This window comes from Kineosporia sp. NBRC 101677, from assembly GCF_030269265.1.
Lineage (GTDB): Bacteria > Actinomycetota > Actinomycetes > Actinomycetales > Kineosporiaceae > Kineosporia > Kineosporia rhizophila.
Map to the genome: position 1 here is coordinate 501,269 of NZ_BSTA01000006.1, position 21,298 is coordinate 522,566.

Sequence of the window (21,298 nt, forward strand, 5' to 3'; positions counted from 1 at the left end):
TTCTCGTTCTGCCCGGCTCAGTCCTGGAAACGGATGGCTCCGGAGGGGCAGGCCTTCACCGCCCCGCCGACCCCCTTCAGATCGCCGTCGATCAGGTCGGCGACCGGCCGGACCAGCCCGGTCTCCTCGTCCTGATCGAACTGCTCCGGCGCCCACCGCACGCACTGCCCGGCGCCGATGCACCGGTTCTTGTCCACCAGAACCTTCACGCCTGCGCCTTTCTCAGCATCCAGAAGGTGCTCTGCCCAAGCCGCTCCAGCGCCAGCCCCACCGACGTGGCCTCCCGAACGACGTCATCGACGGCCGGATGCCGGTACCGGTGCTCGGTGGTCTCCTCGACCAGCACCCGCTCGCCCTCGAGCGTGAGATAGCTCATGCGCCAGCGCATCACCTCACCCTCGAGCGGCCAGGCCTCACCGATGACCTTGTAGGTCAGCTGCCCCACGGTCGCGGCCCTGAATTCGAACGGCTCGATGCGCCGCGGGCTTTCCGGAGCCTGGAGATCGATCAGCGCGGCCCCGCCCACCGGCAGCCGGTCAGCCAGTTCGGCCAGCAGGGCCAGTCGCTCCCCCGGGTCGAAATGCCCCAGCACGCCGAGCAATACCGCACCACCGATCTGCTGCGGCAAGGGCGCCGAGAAGAAGTCCTCCGGCCGCACCGTGACCCGGGCATGCCAGTCCGGCCGGGCCGCGATCCGGGTCAGGAGCAGGGAGCGCATGGCCGCGCTGGGCTCCAGAGCCAGCACCTCGGCCCCGGGAACGCACTCCAGAACCTCGGCCACGTTCAGGCCGGAACCGGCCCCGACATCCAGCACCGGCCCCGTTCGGGGCCTGACCAGGGGCAGCCACACCTGCAAGGCATCCATCTGCCCGGCCCGGGCGGCCGCGTTGAAAAGGTCGTAGGCGCCGGCGGTGGCCGCGTACGGGTCGCTCACCGGGCCATGGTCACTGCTCATCGCGGGCCTTCCGGGCGGTCGGATCGATCATTGACGCCACAGTAGCTTTACTGGGAATCATTCTCAATGCGATCGCCCGGGGTACAGTTCAACGTATTGCAAACTGTTTATGTGGACGCTGGAGTGACTGTGGTGCAGGCGGAACCGGGGCTGGCCGAGGCCGCCCAGTTGTTCAAGATCCTCGGGCACGAGTCGAGGCTGAGGCTGCTGCGCCTGATCGGCGACCGGCCCCGCACCGTGGGTGAACTGGCCGACCTGACCGACATGTCCCAGCCCCTGGTCTCCCAGCACCTGCGCTCCCTGCGGCACGGCGGCCTGGTCACCGCCGAGCGCAGCGGCAAGGAAGTCACCTACGAGATCGCCGACACCCACGTCACGCACGTGATCGCCGACGCCGTCGCCCACGTCCTGGAGGAGTGAGCGGCCTGGTGAACGAGGCAGCCGTCGGGCCGCCTCATTCACCGGACACAGTCTCAGTGTTCGTCGTAGTGATCCCCGTGAACGGCGTGACGGTGGCCGTCGTGCACGTAGTCGACGTGGTCGCCGTGCTCGACCGACGCGTGGCCGCAGTCGCCGCCGTGGGTGTGGTCGGCGGTGCTGTGCTCGGCCGGCGACTCGTGCTCGTCATAGTGGCCGTCGTGCTCGGCGTGACGGTGCGTGCCGTGCAGGTAGTCCACGTGGTCGCCGTGCTGGACGGCCTCGTGTCCGCAGTCGGCACCGTGACGGTGCTCGGTGACCGAGTGCTCGGCATGCGTGTCGATGACGCTCATCAGGCCCGTTCCTCTCGTTCGGCGACCCTGCGGCCGCTGCGGCCCGGGAGTGGGCCCGAGAGAAGTGGACCAGATACATGCAAACATTGCAATATGACTATGCAACTGAGAGTCACTCTCAGGCGCAGCGCGGAACCGCTCCGGTCCCGCCGGGGGTAGCCAACCGACTAGCAACTCGGTTTATAGTTCCGCTGTGTCCTCGCTGAAATACGTCATGCTCGGCCTGCTGACGGCCGGGGAACAGCACGGCTACGAGCTCAAACGCTCGTACGACGTGCGTTTCCCGGCGGCCCGGCCGCTGGCCAGTGCCCAGGTCTACGCCACGCTGGCCCGCCTGGCCCGCGACGGGCTGGTCGTGGCGGGCGAGCCCGAGCGGGTCGCCGGGCCCGACCGCACCACGTACACGCTCACCGAGTCCGGGCAGGACGAACTGGCCGCCTGGCTGCAGGAAGTGGAACCGCCCAGCCCGTTCGTCTCCAACCCCCTGGCGATCAAGGTGACGCTGTTCCTGCTCACCGCCGGCCAGGACGGCGCGCGCGGCTACCTGCGCCGGCAGCGGGCCGCGCACCTGCAGCGCATGCGCGAGTACACGCAGGTCAAGACCAACCCGGCCAGCAGCCTGGTGATGGTGCTGGAGGCCGACTACGCCATCGAGCACCTGAACGCCGACCTGCGGTGGATGGACAACGCCCTGACCCGGGTCTCACTTCTGGACAAGGAGATCAACTCATGAACCCACTGCTGAGCTGCCGGGCGGTGGTCAAGTCGTACGGGGCTTCACCGGCCCTGCGGGGAATCTCGTTCGCCGCCGACCGGGGTGAGGTCATCGCCGTCACCGGGGCCTCCGGATCCGGCAAGTCCACTCTGCTGCTGTGCCTTTCGGGCATCCTGCGACCGGATTCCGGGGAGGTCCACTTCGCCGGCAAACGGCTGGACACCGCCTCGGACTCCGAGCGTTCCCGGTTGCGCCGCACCGATTTCGGCGTGCTCTTCCAGTTCGGCCAGCTGGTGCCCGAGCTCACCGCCGTCGAGAACGTCGGCCTTCCCTTGCTGCTGGCCGGAGCCCGCCGCCGCGAAGCGATGCGAACCGCCTCGTCCTGGCTGGAGCGGCTGGGGGTGCAGGAGCTGGCCGGCAAGCGGCCGGGGCAGATGTCGGGTGGTCAGGCCCAGCGGGTGGCCACCGCGCGCTCGCTGGTCACCGGGCCGAGGGTGCTGTTCGCCGACGAGCCCACCGGCGCCCTGGACAGTGTGAACGGGGAGGCCGTGATGGCGCAGATGGTGCACGTGGCCAAGTCGGTCGGAACCACCGTGCTGATCGTGACCCACGATGCCAAGGTGGCGGCCTACGCCGACCGCGAGGTGGTGGTGCGGGACGGACTCGTCGAGGGCCCGGACGGCCGGCTCGAGGGCGACCCGTACACGCCGGGAACTGCTGCGGGCGGTCTTCGATGAGCACCTCGCCCCGTCGCGACGGCCGGATGTCCTGGCGGACGGTGCTGTGGCTGGCCGGCAAGGGCGGCCGAGACGACGGCACCCGGATCGTCCTGACCGCGGTGGGTGCGGCCCTGGGCACCATGTCCCTGCTGGCCGCGGCCACGGTGGCGGCCGCCGGTCACGGCGACGGGCCCTACACCAGCGACCTGCTCAACCAGCCCGGCCTGCACCCGGGCATCGTGATCGCCTTCCTGTTGCTGTGCGTGCCGATTCTGGGCTTCGTCGGCCAGTGTTCGCGGATCGGGGCCCCGGCCCGCGACCGCCGGCTCGCGGCCGTCCGGATGCAGGGCGGTACGCCGTTCGACGTGGTGCGCATCGCTGCCGCCGAGACCGGGCTGGCCGCCGCTCTGGGGGCGGTCCTGGGAACCGGCGCGTTCTTCGTCCTGCGGGTGCTCCTCGGCAATCCGGTCACCGCCACCTACCGGCTGCAGGAGCAGGACGGCTACACCGAACGCGAGTACACCGGCCCGGCGTTGCGCTTCCCCACCGATGTCCTGCCCTCCACCCCCGTGCTCGTCCTGGTCGTGGTGGTCATTCCGCTGCTGGCAACGTTTTTCGCGGTCTACGCGCTGCGCGGGGTCACGTTCTCACCGTTCGGGGTGGTCCACCGCGAGCAGCACCGCCCCAGCCGCTTCACGGCGTTGCTGCTGTTCGCCGGGGGAACGCTGGCGCTGGCCAGCTTCTCCACCGTTGTCGACGTCCTGGGCCTGGAAGACGGTGCCGCGGCCGGGATCGGTCTGCTCTTCCTGGTCCTGTTCCTGGTCACCGGCATCGGCCTGCTGATGAGCACCACTGCTCTGGCCGCAGCCATCGGCCGGCTGCTGGTGCGCTTCGGCGAGCGGCCCAGCCTGCTGATCGCCGGGCGCCGGCTGCTGGCCTCCCCCAGCCAGAGTGCGCGCACCAATGCCGCCCTGCTGCTGGTGGTGCTGCTGTGGGCCTTCACCCAGGGCTTCGGGGCCAACCTCCTGGCCGGCGTCGAGCGGGACGAGGCACTGTTCCAGACCAACGGCTCGTTCTACCGAGGGGCTCTGGCTCTGGTCGACCTGGGTTTCGCGGTAGGTGCGCTGATCACTGCGGCCGGTCTGCTGGTCGGCTGCGTGGAGAGCGTGCTGACCCGGCGGCGCATGCTGGCCAGCCTCGCCGCCGTGGGCGTCCCACGCTCGGTGCTGGCCCGGGCCACCGTGATCGAGTCGATGGCTCCCCTGGTGCCCGCGGTGCTGGCGGCCACCGCAGCAGGCATCTTCGCGGCTCGAGGCGCGCTGGGCACCACCGTCGGCAACAACGGTGCCGAGTTCGAGGTGGGCGTGCCCTGGGCCGGCCTGGCTGCGGCCAGCTTCGGCACCCTGCTGGTCGTTCTGCTGCTGATCCTGCTCACCCTGCCGCTGCTGCGGCGCAGCACCGATCCGGCCGAGCTGCGGGCTGAGTGATGCGGTGCGAGTCCTGCTGAGAGCCAGCTGATCCTTTCACAGAGATATACTTCTGGGAACTATACTTCTGCAACTCTTGGAAGGTCGCCGTGAACAAGCCGCCCCAGATCTTCGGCCGGGCCCGTGAGTGGCAGGGCCTGGTCTCCTTCGCCGACAGCCCCCTGGCCGCGACCCAGAACGCTGCGTCCTTGGGCGTGGTGAGCGGTCGGCGTCGGCAAGGCAAGAGCTTCCTGCTGCAAGCCGTTGTCGAGCAGGCCGACGGGTTGTACTTCGCGGCCACCGAGGCCACCGAGGCCGAGTCCCTCCGCCTGTTCTCCGAAGCCCTGGCCAGACACACCCAGCAATTCATCGCCGAGCCGTTCCGGGACTGGAACGACGCCATAGCGCACATGTTCCGGAGCCTGAAGGGGCGGCCGACGGTGGTCGTCATCGACGAATTCCCCTTCTTGACCAAGGCCTCCCCGGCCCTCCCGTCGATCATTCAGCGCGAACTGGGCCCGGGAGGCAGCGGCCGCTCGAGTTCGGTGCGCCTGGTGCTGTGCGGCTCGGCGATGTCCGTCATGGGCGGCCTCCTGTCCGGCCAGGCGCCACTGCGCGGGCGGTCCAGCCTCGAACTCGTCATGCAACCGTTCCGCTACCGCGAGGCCGCGCAGTTCTGGGGGATCACCGACCCCCGACTGGCCGTTCTGGTCCATGCCGTCGCCGGAGGCACGCCCGCCTACCGCTACGAGTTCACCCGAGGGGACGTCCCTGCGTCGATCGAGGATTTTGATGCCTGGGTGATCCGAACCGTCCTGAACCCTCAGACGCCTCTGTTCCGGGAGGCCCGCTACCTGCTGGCCGAAGAGGCTGCCATCCGCGATCCAGCTCTCTACCACTCGGTGCTCGCCGCAATCGCTTCGGGAAACAACACCAACGGCGGGATCGCCGGCTTCATCGGCCGCAAGTCGGACCAGATCACGCATCCGCTGAACGTTCTGGAGGACTGCGCGCTGATCGCCCGCGAACCGGACCTGTTCCGTCCCGGCCGGTCCCGCTACCGCATCGTCGAACCGCTCATCACCTTCTACGAAGCGATCATGCGTAAGCGCTGGGCGGAACTGGAGATCCACCGGGCCGAGCGGGTCTGGGCCAGCACCCGGCAGACCTTCCTCACCCAGGTGGTCGGCCCACACTTCGAGTCCCTCGCCCGGGCCTTCACCCTTGAGTCGGGAGACGACCTGTTCACCGAGCAACCCTCCGAGGTCGGATCCGCGACGGTCAACGACCCCGCCAACCGCTCCCAGATCGAGATCGACGTGGTCGCACTGGCAGCGCAGGAGGGCAACCGAGCGCGCCCCGTCCTGTCGTTGGGCGAGGCCAAATGGGGGGAGGTCATCGGGCGCCATCACGTCGCTCGTCTCGCCACTGCTCGTGACCTACTGCAGGCCAAAGGTTTTGACACCAGCAAAACAGTACTGACGGTCTACGGCGGGGCCGGCTTCACAGACGAGTTGAAGGCCGCAGCCGCGAACGACGACAGCATCCTGCTGGTTGATGTCGAGCGCCTGTATTCCGCGGCGACGTAGCCGGCGGTTCCTACCGGACAGGCCGGTGCCCAGGCCGATCTGGCGGCATGCCACCCTCACTACGGTCGGGCCCTCTCTCGAAGGAGCTAACTGTGAGCCAGAGCCCAGAGTCACCCGTCCGCTTCGGCGTGGTCGGCACCGGATGGCGGGCGGCGTTCTTCGTTCGCCTGGCCCGGCTCCGGCCCGACGCCCTGCAACTGGCCGGGGTGGTCTCGCGCAGCCCCGACAAGGCCCGTCGGCTGGGCTGGGAAGTACCCGTCTTCGGTGCCGTGGACGAGATGATCGCCCAGACGGATCCGGCTTTCGTGATCAGCTCGGTCACCTGGGACGCCAACCCCGGGGTGCTGGAACAGGTGGTCGCAGCCGGCGTCGCCGTGCTCAGTGAGACCCCGCCGGCCCCCGACCTTCCCGCGCTGAAGGAACTGTGGAACCGGGTCGGGGGCAGCGGACTGGTGCAGGTCGCCGAGCAGTACCCGCTGATGCCGATGCATGCCGCTCGCCTGGAGGCCACGCGGCGGGGGCTGATCGGGACACCGACGTCGGTACACGTCTCCTCCACCCACCAGTACCACGCGATTGCCCTGATCCGGGCCTTCCTGGGGGCCGGGCTCGGCGACGTGCAGGTGCGGGCCTCCACCTCCAGCGCTCCGTTGCTCGACCCGATGACCCGCGCGGGGCTGCGCGAAGACCCGGGCCCGCACCCGGCCACCACCACGATCGCCACCCTGGACTTCGGGCCGGGACGCTCGGGGCTGTACGACTTCACCGACAACCAGTGGCACAACCGGCTGCGCTCGCGCCGGCTGCTCGTCCGCGGCACGCACGGCGAGATCAACGACGAGAGCGTGATCCGCTGGGACGGGCGCGTTCTCACCTCACCGCTGCTGCGCCGGCAGAGCGGGTACGACCTGGACCTGGAGGGTTACGACAGCGAGTGGATCGCCCTGGACGGGCAGCTCCTGTGGGAGAACCCGTTCGTCGGGCTGCGTCTGCCGGACGAGGAGATCGCCATCCTGACGCAGATGCTGGCCATGGCCGCCTGGCGGCGCGGCGAGGGCCCGGCGCCCTATCCCCTGGCCGAGGCCTGCCACGACCACGCCGTGAGCCTGGCCGTGGAGCAGGCGGCGGTCACCGGCGGGACGGTCGAGGTCTCGGGAGTGCCTTGGACGAGCTGATTCAGGAGAAGTCGGCCGCCTTCAGCGGGTTCGCCGGGGCCTTGACCACGACCTTCTTGTTCCAGTCGGTGAAAGTCATCCGGCCCTGCGGGTCCTGGTAGCCGGCCAGCCGGTCCGTGCCGTCCGCGGCGATCAGGAGCGTTCCCTGGACGCCCCGCTCCTTCAGGCCGATCGTCTTCTTGTAGCCCTTGACCGTCCGGCCCTTGACCTTGACCAGGCCGCTCTCCGGGCCGGACAGGGTGAAGACGTCCTGGGTGTACGTCTTCATCGAGGCCAGCCCGAAGAAGTCGTCCAGGCCCTCACCCTGGTGGAACTCGATCCACCGCCCGGCCAGCAGCGCCTTCGCCTGCGCGTCGCCACCGGTGATCTTCTCGAGCATGTCCGCGCCCGGCTTGAAGAAACCCTTCTTCTGGCTGACCAGGATCAGCTTCATCGAGCCGTCCGCGGGCGTGGAGAGGCTTCCCGTGGCCTTGCCGTCCTTCGTGACCCGCAGGTCCACCCGGACGTTGCCGTCGGTGTGCCTGATCGTGGCCTGGACCCGCACCGACTTGGCCTTGCCGGCCTTCCTGCGGGCGGCCTCGAGGATCTGCAGCGGCGTCTTCGCGGCGGCCGAGTAGGCAGCCGGGGCAACCTGGGTCAGGGGCGCGGACACGCTGGGCGCGGCGGCCGCCTGAGCACCCTCGCCACCAGGGCCGGTGAGCAGTACCGCGGCTCCCAGAGCGGCCGCCGTGACGGCGGTCAGGAAGCGGGTACGAGGACGTCGCGGGCTACGGGCGAACATGGCAGCAGATCCGTTCACTGGTTCGGAGCGCACCTGCGGAATGCAAGAGGCGCGCAGGGCGACCGGGAAACCCCTCCGGCGCCGCGTTTCCTTGAGATTAACTGTGAGTCCGGGCCGACCATTGGTGCGAAAGCGAACCTTTCCCCCTATTCCACCCTCGGCTTCTCACGCTCTGTGGTCGCCGTCTCACCCAATCGTGTTCTGCCCGAGCCCGGTTCGTCCGACATCGTGCGACAGGTACCAGAAAGCTGATTGAGGACGACCGGGGTCGCCTCGAGAGCGCCAAGCCGACTACATCGCAAAAGGGATGACAGTGGGCTGGTGCCGCCTGAAACTGGCCGATCCAGGACCTGTTCGCGCGGTTCTCGGACTGGAGCCGGCCTGCAGGCCCCGCTTGGGGGCATTCAGTTCGTGGTCGCGAACTGCGTCCGGTGCAGCTCGGCGTAACGCCCGTCCAGGGCCAGCAGCTCGTCGTGCGTACCACGCTCCACCACCCGCCCGGCCTCCAGCACCAGGATCTGGTCGGCCGAGCGGACGGTGGACAGGCGGTGGGCGATGACGATGGCGGTGCGGCCTTCGAGAGCCTCGTCCAGGGCGGCCTGCACGGCGGCCTCCGAGGCCGAGTCCAGGTGTGCGGTGGCCTCGTCCAGGACCACCACCCGGGGCTGCGCCAGCAGCAGCCGGGCGATGGTCAGCCGCTGCCTCTCGCCACCGGAGAACCGGTACCCACGCTCCCCCACGACCGTGTCCAGGCCCTCCGGCAGCCCGGCGATCACATCGGCCAGCCGGCTGCGCCGCAGGGCGTCCAGCAGTTCCTCGTCACTCGCTCCGGGCCGGGCCAACTGCAGGTTGGAGCGCAGGGATTCATGGAACAAGTGGCCGTCCTGGCTGACCACCCCCACGGTGCGGCGCAGCGAATCCGTCTGCAACTGCCGAACATCGCTGTCGCCGACGAGGATCTGCCCGGAACTGACGTCGTACAGCCGGGCCAGCAGGTTCGCCAGCGTCGACTTCCCGGCCCCGGACGAACCCACCAGCGCGACCACCTGACCGGGTTCGACCCGGAAGGACACGCCGTGGATGATCTCCGCCCCACCGCGGGTCTCCAGCGTCGCGACATCCTCGAGCGAGGCCAGTGAGACCTGCGCCGCGCTCGGGTAGGCGAAGCGCACATCACGGAACTCGACACTGACCGGTCCCTCGGGCACCGGGCGGGCGTCCGGAGCCTCCTGGATCAACGGCACCAGGTCCAGCACCTCGAACACCCGGTCGAAACTGACCAGTGCGCCCATGATGTCGATGCGGGCACTGGCCAGGGCGGTCAGAGGTGCGTAGAGCCGGGTCAGCAGCAGGGCCAGGGACACGATGCTGCCGGTCTCCAGGCTCCCGGTCACCGCCGCCACTCCGCCGACTCCGTAGACCAGCGACAGGGCCAGCGCGGAGACCAGGGTGAGGGAGGTGATGAGCACCGTCTGCAGTACCGCCGTGCGCACCCCGATGTCCCGCACCCGTCCGGCCGCCTCGGCGAAGAACCGCGACTCGTCCTGCGGCCGCCCGTAGAGCTTGACCAGGGCGGCCCCGCTGGCCGAGAAGCGTTCGGTGCTCTGGGTCATCATGGCCGCGTTCAGCTGGGCGGCGTCCTGGGACAGCAGGGCCAGGTGCCGGCCCATGATCCGGGCCGGCACCACGAACAGCGGCAGCAGGACCAGGGCCAGCAGCGTCACCGGCCAGGAGATCCCGATCATGACCGCACCGGTCAGGGCGACCGCGATCAGGTTGCTGACGATACCCGACAAGGTGTTGCTGAAGGCCCGCTGCGCCCCCAGGACGTCGTTGTTCAGCCGGCTGACCAGGGCACCGGTGCGGGTGCGGTTGAAGAAGGCCAGCGGCATGCGCTGCACGTGGTCGAACACCCGGGTGCGCAGATCCAGGATCAGGTCCTCACCCAGGCGCGCCGACAACCAGCGCACCGCCACCCCCAGGACCGCCTCGGCCACCGCGATGAGGGCGATCAGCAGGGCCAGCCGTACCACCGCGCCCCTGTCCTGCTCGCCGATCGCGTCCACGACCCACCCGGCCAGGAGCGGGGTGACCACCGACAGCACCGCGGTCACCGCGCTGCCCACCACGAACAGGGCGAACGGACGCCAGCGCTCGCGAGCCATGGCGACCACGCGGCGTACGGTGCCGGGCCGGAACGGCTGCCGTTCCCGGGCCGACCGGGCGCCCGCGATCGTCGACCAGGCGGCCATTTCCATGCTCATGGAAAGGCAACCTAGCGGTCGGCCGGCCCCACAGTGACCGGTCTGGACGCAACGACGGGCCCGCCCTGCCTCAAGGATCAGCCGAAGAGCGCCGCGGGAATGTCGGCGTAGAACAGAGCCGGGTCGCCGGCGAGCGAGGCCTTGACGTTGGCGGTCGGCGCGTCGCCGATCACTTCCAGCTTGCCGGCCTCGAGGCCGTCCAGGGCCAGGGCGACCACCTCGCTGGGGGCGAGCTTGGGGATGTCGTAGGCGGCCATCATGTCGGTGTCCGCGATGGCCAGGGCCAGAGCGGTCACCTGGGTCTTCTGCTCGGCCAGCTCCAGCCGGACGCCGTTGGTGAGCGACCATTCCGCGGCCTTCGAGGCGGCGTAGCCGTTGTTCGCGGGGGCGAAGACGTACCAGCTCAGCGCCGAGATGACGTTCAGGATCGCACCGCCCGCCAGCCTGGGGGCGAAGGCACGCGTGACGCTCAGGGTGCCCCAGAAGTTGGTGTCGAACTCACGACGGACGTTCTCCAGGGAAGCACCGAGCAGCGGGGCGTCGGTCGAGATCCCGGCGTTGTTGATCAGGATGTCGAGGTCGCCCACCTCGGCCGCCGCCGCTTCCACGGAGGCCGGGTCGGTGATGTCCAGCCGCAGGGGTGTGACGCCGGGGATGTCGATGAGCTCGGGGCGACGGGCGCTGGCGTAGACGGTGCTGGCGCCGCGGGCCACCAGGGCCTCGGCGAAGGCCTTGCCCAGGCCGCGGTTGGCGCCGGTGACGAGTGCTTTCTTTCCGTTGATCTGCATGTCGGCCAAGCTAGAACCTGACACCGGCGTCAGGGGCAAGTCCGTGTCAACCCCAGGTCGACCTCCCGGCTGGAAGAGGTGATCTCAATGACGAGTTCCAGCCCGTCCGGCAACACGCCCTCCCCCTGACCGGGCACCCGGACGATCCGGTCGGTCCGGACCACGACAACGTCCGGGATGACGCACACGCGATCCGTTCCCGGCTCGAAGACATTCACGCCCTCGAGAGCCTGCACAGCGGCGACCTACAGGCTGAAGGACCGCGCCACCATGTGGATAGACGCCCAGAGCCGGATCGTCAGAGATCCGGACCGGGCCGAGCCGATCCTTTGGGAAAGGGGTTCTCAGACATAGCCGCAGCCTGAGAGGCCCGGCCAACAGGCCTCGGTCCGGCCCGGTCGCGGCGTTCGCGCGGCCGGGCCTGACCGCCGGCTACCGCAGTACGTTCAGCCCCGCAGCATCCGCATAGCTCCCGGAAGACACCTTCTTGCCGAACATCGCACAGACAGCGGTGATCTGGGCTTCGCCATAGGCCTGCGCCGAGGCCTCCAGCGCCGGGTCGTTCTTGTCGGCCACCGTGATCAGGGAGATGTTGACGTCACTCGAGACCGTGCGTTGGCCGTCGGGGCTGACCAGGGTGATGGAGTTGTGCCCGAGCGTGCCGCCGTCGTGCCCCCAGGCCGTGCCACAGGACGTCTTCTGAGAGAAAAGCCCCAGCCCGTAACGGTACAAGCCCTGTTCGTCCATCGGGACGGTCTTCTTCATCTCGGTTAGCTGGGCGGCCGGGAGGAGTTTCCCCGACAGCAGGGCGGCGTAGAAGGCGCTCAGGTCGCGCGACGTCGAGATCACGGCACCCGCGGCGCCGCCCCAGCTGAGCGACCAGTCGGAGGTGTCGGTGTAGGTGAACTCACCGTCGGCGATCTCGAGGGCGTACCCGTGGGCGAAGCCCGGACCGGTGTCCTCGGCGAACGGGTCGGCCAGGTAGGTGTCGCGCAGCTTCAGCGGCTTGGCGATGCGCTGCTGGATCAGGTCTTTCACCGAACGGCCGGTGAGCTCGTGCAGCATCTCACCGAGCACCACGTAGTTGGTGCTGGAGTAGTGCCAGCCCTGGCCCGGCTCGAAGTAGGGCTCGTGGCCGAACGCGATCTTCAGGATTTCCGGCGGTGCGATCACACGGCTGGGCTCGGTCACGATGCCCGGGAAGAAGTTCTCGTGCTCGGTGTAGTTGAACAGGCCGCTGGTGTGCTGCAGCAGCATCCGCACCGTGATGTTCCGGCCATTGGGCACCACGCCCGGCAAGTACTGTTCCACCGGCGCATCGAGTTTCACCTTGTCCTGGGCCACCAGCTGCAGGGTCAGGACGGAGACGAAGGTCTTGGTCTGGCTGCCCGCCTCGTACTGGTCCTTGTTCCTCATCCGCCGCTGGGTGTTCAGGTCGGCCAGGCCCGCGGTCGCAGTGCGCACCTGCTGCCCGTCATTCACCCGCACCAGGTAGCCGACCGCCCCGGCCTCGACCACCGCGTCGGCGGTGCGCTGCAGATCGTTCCTGGGCCGGTCGGTGCCTGCGGCCTGCGCGGCTGCGCCGGCCAGGGTCGTGGTGACCAGCACTGCCGCAAGGCTGAACGCAGTTACCGCAGAGCGGCCGAGATGCTTTGAGTTCGTCATGACTCCCCCTGTCGTCTACCCCTCGTCAGATCCAGACGAACCACACCGGCGGTGAGTGCCCGGCCCGGCGGCACCGAGTCACTGCGGGTGAGGGACGACGCCTTACCTCGAGCATGGACGAATTCCCCTCCTGATTGGGGTCTCAGGAGGAACGCTGGGACCGGCGCAGGCCGTGGTACCAGGCCAGCTGGTGGTTCTCCACGATCCGGAAGAGCAGGGCCAGCAGCACGCCCAGCAGCCCCAGCATCAGCATCCCGGCCCAGGTCTCGGCGATCGCGAAGCTGCGCTGGGCCTGCACCACGGCGAAACCCAGGCCGTTGGAGGCGGCGAACAGCTCGCTGATCACCATCAGGATGATCGCCACCGAAAGGCCCTGCCGCAGACCGGCGAAGATCTGCGGGCTGGCCGCGGGCAGCACCAGGTGGCGCAGCCGGGCCCGGCCGGTGATGCCGAAGCTGCGGGCGGTGTCGCTGAGCACCTCGTCGAGGGCGCGCACCCCCTCGACCGTGTTCAGCAGGATCGGCCACATGCAGCCGAAGGCGATGACGACGACCTTCATCCGATCGCCGATCCCCAGCATGAGCATGAAGATCGGCACCAGCAGCGGGGGCGGGATCGCGCGGAAGAACTCCAGCACCGGTTCGAGGAAACCGCGCACGGTGCGGGAGGTCCCGATGAGCAGGCCCAGCGTGACGGCGAACGCGGCGGCCAGGCCGTAGCCGGCCAGCAGGCGCAGGATGCTGGGCAGCGCGTCGGCCCTCAGTCGAGGGCCGAACCATTCCTGGACCAGGCTTTCCAGGATCTGCGACAGCGGCGGGAAGAAGAAGTTGGTGCTGTTGGCGCTCAGTACCCACCACAGGGCCAGCAGGACGGCCGGCAGGCCCAGAGTGAATCCGATGCGGCGCAGTACGGCGATCACCGGTTGATCTCCCCTCGCTGTGCCGGGTGCCACCACAGCGCCCGTCGCTCGGTCCAGCGGAACCCGATGTTGACCACGACTCCCAGCAGCCCGGTGACGACCACGATGGCGTAACTGGTCTCGACGGCACCGCTGCTCTGGGCCACCGCAAGCAACTGCCCCAGGCCCGGGTTGCCGATGACCAGTTCCGAGGTGACGGCCAGGATCAGTGCCACCGCGGCGGCCAGGCGCAGCCCGGTCATCGCGTAGGGCAGGGCGGTGGGCCAGGTCAGGTGCCGCATCCGGGCCCAGGGCCCGAGGCCGTAGACCCGGGCGGTGTCCAGGGCCACCGGGTCGACGTCCTGCACGCCGTAGAGCACCTGCACCAGGACCTGCCAGAAGGCGGCGTAGACCACCAGCAGCAGCTTGCTCTCCAGGTCCGAGCCGTACAGCAGCACCGCGATCGGGATCAGGGCCACCGAGGGGATCGGGCGCAGGAACTCGATGGTGGAGGCGGTCAGGTCGCGGGCCAGGCGGGAACTGCCGATCAGCACGCCCAGGACGATGCCCGCCGTGGCCGCGATCGCCAGGCCCAGCGCCCACCCGGTGAGGGTGTCGGCCAGCGCCTGCCAGAACACCTCGCGCCCGGCCTGTTCCGCGATCGCCGAGCCGATCTCGGAGGAGGGCGGGAAGTACTCGCGGGGCAGGACGCCCACCCGCGGCAACACCTCGAACACGGCGACCAGAGTGAGCAGGCCGCCCAGTCCCAGGACGGGCGCCGGAATGCGCGGGCGCCCAATGGTGGACGGGGTGTGGGTGGCGGTGAGCGTCATGGCAGGAGCCCGGCCACGTCGGCGGTCTTCTCCAGCGCTGCGGTCATGTCCTTGACCAGCTCCGGTCCGGACTCGATCAGCCGCGGCGAGATGAAGAACAGTTGGGTGGGGTGGCTCTGAACGGCGTCGTTGCTGAGGTAGGTCCTGTCTGGACGAGACCAAGCACGAGAACTCCTTCGACGAGCGACCGCGACCGTCAGAGCTCCCGATGGTTACACAGGCATATACGGCACCGCAACGCTGCTCGCCACGGTCACCTCAGGGCCTGCACGACCAGTTGCTGAGCCCCAACCCCCTGAGGTGGCGCCACATCAGGGGGGAACAGAACGACCGTCTGGCGTTCTGGGTGTGTTCTGCGAGCACCTGACTGCTCAGAACAACTCGATCGCGGCCGACGGCGCAGCGCCGGTGTCGGCCGCGTCGTTGTGCATGTCTCGTTGCCGGCGCATGACATAGCTGTCCTGGAGCGCAGAGAGGGTCTGGGCGGGTGAGGGCAGGTCGGTTCTCGCGCCGCCGAGGTAGTCCGCCACGCCCTGGACGTCCTGGCCGGCGCTGGTCAGGCCCTTGGTGACGGTCTCGACCGACTGACGCACGATGTCCTGGAACTGCAGCTCCCCCACCAGGCCGGTGGTCAGCTCGTCCAGAGTCTGCGCGGAGGAGTCGATCTCGTTGACCGTCTGGCCGAAGGTGGCGGCCGAGGTCTCCATCAGTGCGGTGATCGAGCGCTGGGCCTCGAAGACCTTTGACATTCCGTCGTTGCCGGAGGAGCCTTCACCGGAGGCCTGGCGCAGCTTCTCCTCGATCATCGCGGTGACCCGGTTGATGCCGGCGCCGATGTCCTTGGCCGCCTGGTCGGAGGTGGAGGCGATGCGGCGCACCTCCTCGGCGACCACCTGGAAGCCCAGGCCGAACTGCCCGGCCCGCATGGCCTCGATCTTGGCGTTGAGGGCCAGGACGTTGGTGGCCGAGGCCAGCTGCCGGATCTGCTCCACGAACACGTCCAGGCTGCGGACCTCGGCCACCAGGGCCAGCACCGAGGCGTCGCGCTGGGCGACCTCGGCCACGAAGGCCTCGACCACCTGGGCGTTCTCGGTGCCGAGGGTGGCCACCTGGTCGGCGTGACGCACGGACTCCTCGGCCAGCGCGCGGACCTTCCCGGCCAGCTGGGCGGCCGAGCCGTCCACCCCGTGGATCTTCTCCAGCAGGCCGTAGGCGGCCGTCTCGGTCTGCGTGACCACGTCGTCCAGCTGGCGGCCCAGTACGTCGAGCACCGGGCCCACTTCGCGCAGCGTGCGCTCGGCCGCGGCCGGGTCGGCCTGGCCCCGGCGCGGGCCGGTACCCGCCCCGGACTCGTCGCGCCTGCGGGGGATGGAGAATCCGCTCACTTCTTGCCCGGGAGGACCTGACGGACGACACCGAGCAGGTCGGGACCCTGGACGGGCTTGACCAGCCAGCCGGTGGCACCGGCCGCCTTGGCCTCGTTCCGCTTGGTCTGCTCGGACTCGGTGGTCAGCATGAGGATGGGCACGAACCGCATGCCGGGGGCCTTGCGGACCTCCTTGACGAACGTGATGCCGTCCATCCGGGGCATGTTCACGTCACTGATGATCAGGTCCGGTTTCAGGCCACCGAGCACCCGGTCCAGGGCCTCCCGGCCGTCGCCCGCGGTCTCGACCCCGATCCCCGCCTTGCCGAGGATCGTCTTGATGCTCATGAGCATCGTAGGGGAATCGTCCACCAACATCACCGTGGTCATCACATGACCTCCTTCGCGCTCGACTCAGCACCGGAGTCACCGGCCACCAACGTAGCCGCCTCCGGGCCAGGTTCTCCGGTCTCGTCCGGCTTGTCCGCGCTGTCCGCGTGTTCGACCGAGTACGTGACACCGACCCCGACTGCTACAGAGCCGTTCTCGCCTTGCACAACCTCTTGCACAACCTCCTGGACGACCATTTCCTCGATGACCGTCTCCTGGACGACCGTTTCCTGAGCGACCGGCTCGATTGGCTCAGCCTCCTGCTGTGTGCAGTCGTCCTGCGCCTCGTCCTCACCCGGGTTCTCGGACTGCCCGAGCAGCGGCATGACCCAACTGGCCAGGAACGGGTCGCGGGGCGGGCGGCTGATCTTCGTGCCGTGGACAAGGAAGAGCTGCAGCACAGCGGTGTGCAGGTGCTCGCAGTTGTGCAGGATCACCGGGGAGGCGGGGTGGGCCCGGACCCACTCGGCCAACGGCTCGACCTCCTCGACAGTGACCGTCCCGCAGAGCATCGCGACCTGGTCAGCCAACCGGACAGGCATAGCGCACCAGCTCCTTCACATCCAGGACCAGCAGGACGAATCCGTCGCCCAGCAGGGCGGTTCCGCGGAACCCGGGGGTGCCGGCGACGATTCCGCCCAGAGCCTTCACGATGACGTCAGTATTGTGGTGGAAGTCGCTGATCTCCAGGCCGATCCGGTCCGGCCCGGCCTGGCACACCAGTACCGAGATGTCCTCCTCGTCCTCACTGCTCACCGTTCCCATGCCGAGCAATTGAGCGAGGTCGACGATCGGCACCAGCACCCCGCGCATGTCCAGCACCGGCATCCCGCCGACCTTCTGCACCCGCGAGCGCGGGATCCGCACGGTCTCGATCACACTGTCGACCGGTACTCCGAATCGCTGGTCCAGGACCCGGATCACCATCACCTGCGAGACGGCCATGGACAGCGGCAGGCGCAGGGTGACGGTGCTGCCCTGGCCGGGTGTGGAGCGCAGGGCCACGCTTCCACCGAGTCGCTCCACGCTGCTGCGGACCGCATCCATCCCCACGCCCCGGCCGGACACGTCCGAAATTGCCGCCGCGGTGGAGAATCCCGGTTCGAAGACCAGATTGACGGCGTCCTCAGGGCTCATGGCGGCCGCCGCGGCCGCGTCGATCAGGTTGCGTTCCACTGCCTTGGCCTTGACGCGCTCGGGGTCGATGCCACGTCCGTCGTCGATCACCTCGACGATCACGGCGTCGGCCTCGGAGGTGGCGCGCACGGCCAGCAGGGCCTCGGTCGGTTTTCCGGCCTCGGTCCGCTGGTCGGGGGTTTCGATGCCGTGGTCGAGGCTGTTGCGGACCAGGTGGATCAGCGGCTCGGCCAGAGCCTCGATCACGTCCTTGTCGGCCTGGGTGTCCTCCCCCTCGACGTCGAGGCGTACTTCCTTGTCCAGCTTGCGGCTGAGATCCCGGACCAGACGCGGCATCCGGGCGAAGGCGACCGAGACCGGCAGCATCCGGATGTCCATCACCGAACCCTGCAGTTCCTCGCAGATCCGGCCCAGGACGCTGTACTGGTCCTTGACCTTCCGGGCCAGGCGCAGGGTGTCGGGCGTCTGGGCGTCGCCGACCAGGAAGGGCAGGGCGTTGTTGGCCACCGTCAGCTCGCCGACGATCTCCAGCAGCCGGTCGACCTTGGCCTGGTCCACCCGCAGGACCCGGGCCACCGGGCCGCCGGTGTCGGCCTCGGCAGCCGGGGCGCGGCCGCTCTCGACCTGCGGTTCAGCGGATTCGGGGGCGGCGTCCTCGTTCGGATTGACGACGTTCGTGCGCACGTTGGGTGCCGCGGCTCCCGCGGTCTCGGCGATGGCGGTCAGAGCGGACGTCAGCGGTGCGGTGGTTCCTTCGGCCAGGGACGCCTCCACCGCAGCGTCGAGGTCGGCGCCCAGTTCGGTGCTCTCCAGGGCCATCAGGGCGGCCTGGGCCGCGGCGGCGGCCGAGCGCACCCGTCCTTCGAGTCCGTCCGGAGGGCAGGGCGCTCCCAGGGTCTCCAGCTGGGCGGTGAGGATCCGCAGGGCGAGGCTGTGCCGTTCGTCGAGTTCCGTTGAGGCGGCGGCCGGTTCGGCCGGTGCGCTCTCCTCGGGTTCGCCGGCCAGGAGTCGTTCGATGCTCTCGCCGTCCACGACGGCGATCTCGACCTCCTCGTCCACGTAACGGAACAGGTACTCCAGCTCACCCAGGCCGGCGCGGGTGGTGCCGACGAAGGCGACCACGTTGGAGTACTCGTCGAACTCCTCGGGCGTGGGCATCGGAGTGGGCATCCGGACCTGCAACTGGTCCAGGGCCGGAACCTGCCGGACCAGGCCCAGCGGGTCCTCACCCCGGAAGTAGCAGCCGGCCTCGGGCTGGTAGTGGAAGGCCCGGACCCGGGAGGAGGTGACGCTCAGGTGCTGGGCTAGCGAGCGCAGGTACTCCTCGCCGCACACGGCGAGCCAGTCCGGGGCGCGGTGCACGGCCTGGGGCGTGACCAGGGCCTCGACCACCGCCGGATCGGGCCCCTCCCCCAGTGGGGCGCGCAGGCGGGCGGCCAGTTTGACCCGCACGGGCACGGCGTCGGGTGGGGTGGTGCCGGTCTCGGCGATGTGGTCCATCCAGGCGCGGACCACGTCGAAGGCGGCCAGCAGGGTGTCGGTGAGGTCGCCGGTCAGGGCGATCTCACCGCCGCGCACGGCGTCCAGCAGGTCTTCGGCGGCGTGCGTGAGCGCGGTGAGCTCGGGCAGGTCGAACAGGCCGGAGCTGCCCTTGAAGGTGTGCGCGGCACGGAAGACCGAGTTGACGATGTCCTCGTCGTGCGGGTCCCGTTCCAGGCGCAGCAGACCCTCGCTGACCGAGGCGAGCAACTCGTCGGCCTCGGCCACGAACTGTTCCAGCAGCGGGTTCAAGGCCGCCCGCCCCCCGAGACACCCGCCGTCGCCTTGGCCGAGACGGTGAGCAGGTCGGCGACGGTGGTCAGTTCGCGTGGGCTCACGGGTTTGACCAGGTAGAGGTTGGCTCCGGCAGACTGGGCGCGGCCCTCGTGGTCGGTCTTGTTCTCGGTGCTGATCATGACGATCGGCACGGCTGCGGTGGCCTCGTCGCGGCGCAGCGACTGCACCAGCGTGAAGCCGTCCATGACGGGCATGTTCACGTCCACGAGAAACAGGTCGTAGTCCTCGGCCCCGGCTCGTTCCAGGGCCTCGTAGCCGTTGACGGCCTCGTCGACGACGTAGCCGCCGCCTTCCAGGACGCTGCGGTGGTACTGGCGGATGGTGGCGGCGTCGTCGACGATCAGGACGCGTGCTGGCTGGCTCATCGCCTGGCTCCTAACGAGGGCCGCTGGTAGACCAGCCCTTCTGGGAAGCGGACCGGCTCGAAGATCGGGGAGATCCGGCTCATCGACTCCGAGTGCCCCAGGAACAGGAAGCCGCCCGGGCGCAGGGCGCCGAAGATGTTCTCGGCGGCCTGGCGCATGGACAGTTCGTCGAAGTAGATGAGCAGGTTGCGGCAGAAGATGACGTCGAAGGAGCGGAAGCGCCGCATCACCTCCGGATCGGTCACGTTGATCACGTCGAACGAGATGGCCTCGCGCAGGTCGTCGATCACCTGGTAACGGTCCTCGCCGGCCGGGCGGAAGTAGGCCGAGAGCTGCTTGCGCGAGACGCGTTGCAGCGAGCGGGCTCCGTAGACGCCCTGGCGGGCCCTCTCCAGGGCCCGGGTGTCGATGTCGCCGCCGGCGATCTCCACGTCGACGGTCTCGATGTCGGGCCAGTCGTCCATCAGCCGGATCGCGATGGAGTACGGCTCCTCCCCGGTGGAGGTGGGCAGCGACATGATCCGTACCGGGCCGGTGATGCGTTCGGCCTTGCGCTGGGCCATCACGGCGGGCAGCACCGAACCCACGAGCGAGTCGAACTGGTAGTCCTCACGCAGGAAGTAGGTCTCGTTGACGGTGAGTTCGTTGATCAGTTCCTGCACCAGACCGGAGTCGGTGCCGTGGCGCACGGCCGAGAACCACTCGTCGAAGCCGGCCCGGGGCCCGAAGGCCCGGATCCGCCCGATCACCCGCTTGTCCACGAAGTAGCGCTTGTTGTCGGGGAACTGGATGCCCGTGCGGCGGTAGAAGTAGTCCCGCAGCCGGATGAACTCGGCGTCGGTGAGCTGGTCGGCCATCGTCGGGGTCGAGCTCGCCCGGGAGGTCAGGCTGGAGTGCGCGGCCGTCACGACTGGGCCCCCACGTGCTGGGCGCGCACCATGCTCTCCAGGTGCTGCAGGTAGGGGTTGCCCGGGAAACGCCGCACGGCGAGTTCGGCGGTGGCCAGGAGCACGGGGGCGTCGAGGTCGTAGAGGGCCTCGACCGAGGCGGCGACCACGTTCTCCACCTCGTCGAAGGCCACCAGTTCCTCCAGCAGCCGGCACAGGTGCTCGGAGGTGGCCAGTTCCTTGACCACCGTGACGGCGCGGATGCGTACGTCCGGGTCGGGGTCGGCCAGCAGCCCGGGCAGGACGTCGGGGGCGCAGTCGGCCATGGCGATGAGGCTGTCGGTCACGGCCGTGCGCAGCGAGGCGTCGTCGCTGCGCAGGAACTGGGCCAGGGCCTGGGCCACCTCGACCGAGTCGAACCCGGCCAGGGTGGTCAGCAGCGCGTCGCGCACGGTGCGGTCCTGTTCGGCGGCGACCGCCTCGACCAGGGTCAGACCGGCGCGCGGGTACTCCCGCAGGTCGATCGCGGCCAGGCGGCGGGTCTCGGGGTCGCGGTCGTGCAGGCGCTCGGCCAGCGACCCGAAATCCCGGGCCGGGGGCGGTTCGGTCGCCGGCTCGTCCTGAGGTGTCTTTCGGACCAATGCCATGGTGGCTCCTGTTGCTCGAGCCTTCCCGGACGGTTTCGCCGGGAGGCTCCAG

At 69.3% G+C, this 21,298-nt stretch carries 23 protein-coding genes; 6 read left to right on the forward strand and 17 right to left on the reverse strand.

The features are described 5' to 3' along the window. Positions 1–17: 17 nt before the first annotated feature. Together QSK18_RS20345 and QSK18_RS20350 are read right to left on the reverse strand one after the other, a co-directional pair. Complete coding sequence (locus QSK18_RS20345) at positions 18–209, reverse strand: ferredoxin (protein WP_285621804.1); 192 nt, start codon at positions 207–209, stop codon at positions 18–20. Beyond that, a complete protein-coding gene (locus QSK18_RS20350) occupies positions 206–934 on the reverse strand; it encodes a class I SAM-dependent methyltransferase (protein WP_285621809.1) in 729 nt (242 codons plus the stop codon). Before QSK18_RS20350 ends, QSK18_RS20345 begins: the two co-directional genes overlap by 4 nt. A 132-nt stretch (positions 935–1,066) precedes the next feature. Here QSK18_RS20350 and QSK18_RS20355 point away from each other — a divergent pair, with 132 nt between their 5' ends. Then, a complete protein-coding gene (locus QSK18_RS20355; RefSeq protein ID WP_285621812.1) occupies positions 1,067–1,375 on the forward strand; it encodes an ArsR/SmtB family transcription factor in 309 nt (102 codons plus the stop codon). Positions 1,376–1,428: 53 nt separating this feature from the next. On the opposite strand, the gene QSK18_RS20360 is transcribed toward QSK18_RS20355, so the two are convergent. Further along, on the reverse strand, positions 1,429–1,725 hold the full coding sequence (locus QSK18_RS20360) for a hypothetical protein (RefSeq protein ID WP_285621815.1): 297 nt from the start codon (positions 1,723–1,725) through the stop codon (positions 1,429–1,431). 214 nt (positions 1,726–1,939) lie between these two features. Here QSK18_RS20360 and QSK18_RS20365 point away from each other — a divergent pair, with 214 nt between their 5' ends. The 5 genes from QSK18_RS20365 to QSK18_RS20385 all read left to right on the forward strand — a co-directional run bounded on the left by QSK18_RS20365 (position 1,940) and on the right by QSK18_RS20385 (position 7,389). Beyond that, positions 1,940–2,458: a PadR family transcriptional regulator gene (locus QSK18_RS20365; RefSeq protein ID WP_352396598.1), complete on the forward strand. Its 519-nt coding sequence runs from the start codon at positions 1,940–1,942 to the stop codon at positions 2,456–2,458. Beyond that, positions 2,455–3,177, forward strand: coding sequence for an ABC transporter ATP-binding protein (locus QSK18_RS20370; protein WP_285621817.1), 723 nt, complete (start codon positions 2,455–2,457; stop codon positions 3,175–3,177). The genes QSK18_RS20365 and QSK18_RS20370 overlap by 4 nt, the downstream gene beginning before the upstream one ends. Continuing rightward, positions 3,174–4,646 carry an FtsX-like permease family protein gene (locus QSK18_RS20375; RefSeq protein WP_285621826.1) on the forward strand — a complete coding sequence of 491 codons (1,473 nt, stop codon included), beginning with the start codon at positions 3,174–3,176 and terminating at the stop codon, positions 4,644–4,646. The genes QSK18_RS20370 and QSK18_RS20375 overlap by 4 nt, the downstream gene beginning before the upstream one ends. A gap of 194 nt (positions 4,647–4,840) precedes the next feature. Then, the gene (locus QSK18_RS20380) at positions 4,841–6,214 is read left to right on the forward strand and encodes an AAA family ATPase (protein WP_352396599.1); all 1,374 of its coding nucleotides are present in this window, start codon (positions 4,841–4,843) and stop codon (positions 6,212–6,214) included. A 92-nt stretch (positions 6,215–6,306) separates the two neighbouring features. Then, positions 6,307–7,389 carry a Gfo/Idh/MocA family protein gene (locus QSK18_RS20385; protein WP_285621834.1) on the forward strand — a complete coding sequence of 361 codons (1,083 nt, stop codon included), beginning with the start codon at positions 6,307–6,309 and terminating at the stop codon, positions 7,387–7,389. Position 7,390: 1 nt separating this feature from the next. On the opposite strand, the gene QSK18_RS20390 is transcribed toward QSK18_RS20385, so the two are convergent. The 14 genes from QSK18_RS20390 to QSK18_RS20455 form a co-directional block, all read right to left on the reverse strand. Continuing rightward, complete coding sequence (locus tag QSK18_RS20390) at positions 7,391–8,170, reverse strand: hypothetical protein (RefSeq protein ID WP_285621836.1); 780 nt, start codon at positions 8,168–8,170, stop codon at positions 7,391–7,393. Positions 8,171–8,574: 404 nt separating this feature from the next. Further along, positions 8,575–10,428 (reverse strand): ABC transporter ATP-binding protein, encoded by a 1,854-nt coding sequence (locus QSK18_RS20395; RefSeq protein ID WP_352396600.1) that lies wholly within the window; start codon positions 10,426–10,428, stop codon positions 8,575–8,577. An 83-nt stretch (positions 10,429–10,511) separates the two neighbouring features. Then, positions 10,512–11,222, reverse strand: a complete 711-nt coding sequence (locus QSK18_RS20400) for an SDR family oxidoreductase (RefSeq protein WP_285621848.1) — start codon at positions 11,220–11,222, stop codon at positions 10,512–10,514. Positions 11,223–11,251: 29 nt separating this feature from the next. Then, positions 11,252–11,458: a hypothetical protein gene (locus QSK18_RS20405; RefSeq protein ID WP_285621851.1), complete on the reverse strand. Its 207-nt coding sequence runs from the start codon at positions 11,456–11,458 to the stop codon at positions 11,252–11,254. Between the two features lie 196 nt (positions 11,459–11,654). After that, the gene (locus tag QSK18_RS20410; RefSeq protein WP_285621855.1) at positions 11,655–12,830 is read right to left on the reverse strand and encodes a serine hydrolase domain-containing protein; all 1,176 of its coding nucleotides are present in this window, start codon (positions 12,828–12,830) and stop codon (positions 11,655–11,657) included. A 199-nt stretch (positions 12,831–13,029) separates the two neighbouring features. Further along, on the reverse strand, positions 13,030–13,806 hold the full coding sequence (locus QSK18_RS20415) for an ABC transporter permease (RefSeq protein ID WP_285621858.1): 777 nt from the start codon (positions 13,804–13,806) through the stop codon (positions 13,030–13,032). Continuing rightward, positions 13,803–14,618: an ABC transporter permease gene (locus QSK18_RS20420; protein ID WP_285621860.1), complete on the reverse strand. Its 816-nt coding sequence runs from the start codon at positions 14,616–14,618 to the stop codon at positions 13,803–13,805. Before QSK18_RS20420 ends, QSK18_RS20415 begins: the two co-directional genes overlap by 4 nt. Positions 14,619–14,989: 371 nt before the next feature. Continuing rightward, positions 14,990–16,003 (reverse strand): methyl-accepting chemotaxis protein, encoded by a 1,014-nt coding sequence (locus QSK18_RS20425; RefSeq protein WP_285621862.1) that lies wholly within the window; start codon positions 16,001–16,003, stop codon positions 14,990–14,992. Then, positions 16,000–16,374, reverse strand: a complete 375-nt coding sequence (locus QSK18_RS20430) for a response regulator (RefSeq protein ID WP_285621864.1) — start codon at positions 16,372–16,374, stop codon at positions 16,000–16,002. Before QSK18_RS20430 ends, QSK18_RS20425 begins: the two co-directional genes overlap by 4 nt. Next, positions 16,374–16,916 carry a hypothetical protein gene (locus QSK18_RS20435; protein WP_285621867.1) on the reverse strand — a complete coding sequence of 181 codons (543 nt, stop codon included), beginning with the start codon at positions 16,914–16,916 and terminating at the stop codon, positions 16,374–16,376. The genes QSK18_RS20430 and QSK18_RS20435 overlap by 1 nt, the downstream gene beginning before the upstream one ends. Further along, a complete protein-coding gene (locus QSK18_RS20440; protein WP_285621870.1) occupies positions 16,897–19,302 on the reverse strand; it encodes a chemotaxis protein CheA in 2,406 nt (801 codons plus the stop codon). The genes QSK18_RS20435 and QSK18_RS20440 overlap by 20 nt, the downstream gene beginning before the upstream one ends. Further along, positions 19,299–19,712, reverse strand: a complete 414-nt coding sequence (locus QSK18_RS20445) for a response regulator (RefSeq protein WP_285621873.1) — start codon at positions 19,710–19,712, stop codon at positions 19,299–19,301. The genes QSK18_RS20440 and QSK18_RS20445 overlap by 4 nt, the downstream gene beginning before the upstream one ends. After that, positions 19,709–20,620: a CheR family methyltransferase gene (locus QSK18_RS20450; protein WP_285621876.1), complete on the reverse strand. Its 912-nt coding sequence runs from the start codon at positions 20,618–20,620 to the stop codon at positions 19,709–19,711. The genes QSK18_RS20445 and QSK18_RS20450 overlap by 4 nt, the downstream gene beginning before the upstream one ends. Then, on the reverse strand, positions 20,617–21,246 hold the full coding sequence (locus QSK18_RS20455) for a HEAT repeat domain-containing protein (protein WP_285621879.1): 630 nt from the start codon (positions 21,244–21,246) through the stop codon (positions 20,617–20,619). Before QSK18_RS20455 ends, QSK18_RS20450 begins: the two co-directional genes overlap by 4 nt. Positions 21,247–21,298 lie beyond the last annotated feature (52 nt).